Source organism: Tyzzerella sp. An114 (genome assembly GCF_002161055.1).
GTDB lineage: Bacteria > Bacillota > Clostridia > Lachnospirales > Anaerotignaceae > Fimicola > Fimicola cottocaccae.
The window spans coordinates 1-1,253 of sequence record NZ_NFLT01000060.1 but is presented as its reverse complement, the minus strand read 5'-3'; the positions used below and the strand labels follow the sequence as shown (position 1 = coordinate 1,253).

Genomic DNA, 1,253 nt, shown 5'->3' with positions numbered 1-1,253 from the left:
GCATCCTTTGATATATATGAGTTGATGTGTCTATCTATGGAAATAATAAGGAAACATGGCAAAAATCTATCCATTTTTTATATGGATAATAGTAAAGAGAAATAAAATCTAATAGAGTACACTATTTTAAGTAATAATATTTCAAAAGAATCTTAGTATAAAATTGTTTTTCTTGAGATTTTGAATGTATTGATACAAGACGCTTATGTATTTCTTCACCAATCTACTATAATTGAAGATGAGTTTTAGACTTTATTATAAAAAGTATGACGTGGTAAAGATTAGGTAAATTCAAATTTTAATGCAGTATGATTTTAAAATCTTACTGCATTTTTTGTATTTAAAAATAATATAAATTTTACTTTCAAAGAGAAGTTGTATAGAGAGTTTTAATTTAAAAATATTATAAGTTTTTTAAAATAGCCTAAATATTTCATTGTCAGTTTCAATATCACGAGCAGTAAGAGCTAGAATTAATTCTTTTATCACAACTTGTAGAAAGACTTGAGCAAATGAAGTTGCAATAAAATTTTTATTAAATATTAATTGAAATATTTCAAAATTTTCTTTGTTAATAAGATTTATAAGTTTATTTTCTGTTTCTTGAAACTCTATTATATCAACTTCCTTACAACAATGATAATAAATTTCAGTTGTAAAATCAGAAAGTGATTGCTCAATAATAGAGTCTGCCATAGATAATATTAAAAGATTTTCATTTGTTTCAGGTTCTTGATAATGAAAATTTTCTGATGAGTCAGCGAATTTCTCAACAGATTTTTTGAATAGACAATGGATTTTTTCTTGTAAATATGTAAAATCCATTTAATTTATCAAACGAAAAAACATTGAAAGATAGTGGTCGAGGACATAACTTTTGTCATTGAGAATAAGTTTTAGTTCATTGATTGAGTTAAAAACTTATGAAAACTTAGGTGTGTTTTCGTTGTGATTAGAAATAAAATAATTAAAAATATCCATAAAATAACCCCTTTATTTTGAAGTTGGCAGAGCCACTTGTGGTATATAAACTCTGATGAAGGGGAGTGTCAAGATATAATTGTTTTCAGAAGAATAAAAAACATCAAAAAATGTGATGTGACAAGGCTGAAATAATGGCTATTTTATGGCTGAGTTTGCCCTTGTGTAAAGACTTGTGAAGGAGGTGGGATAATTATACCTAAATAAAAATAAAGCCTATTTAAGGTGATTTGAGAAAACAAAAATAGTTGAAAAACAGAATATAGTAATAA

Annotated in this window: 1 protein-coding gene; it reads right to left on the bottom strand. The window is 25.2% G+C overall.

Going from position 1 to position 1,253, the window contains the following annotated elements:
* Positions 1-414: 414 nt before the first annotated feature.
* Complete coding sequence (locus B5E58_RS13220) at positions 415-696, bottom strand: hypothetical protein (RefSeq protein WP_158097780.1); 282 nt, start codon at positions 694-696, stop codon at positions 415-417.
* Positions 697-1,253 lie beyond the last annotated feature (557 nt).

Bases quoted from the DNA above. Each gene is read 5' to 3' on its own strand.
- B5E58_RS13220 (WP_158097780.1), bottom strand. From the start codon at position 696: ATGGCAGACTCTATTATTGAGCAATCACTTTCTGATTTTACAACTGAA.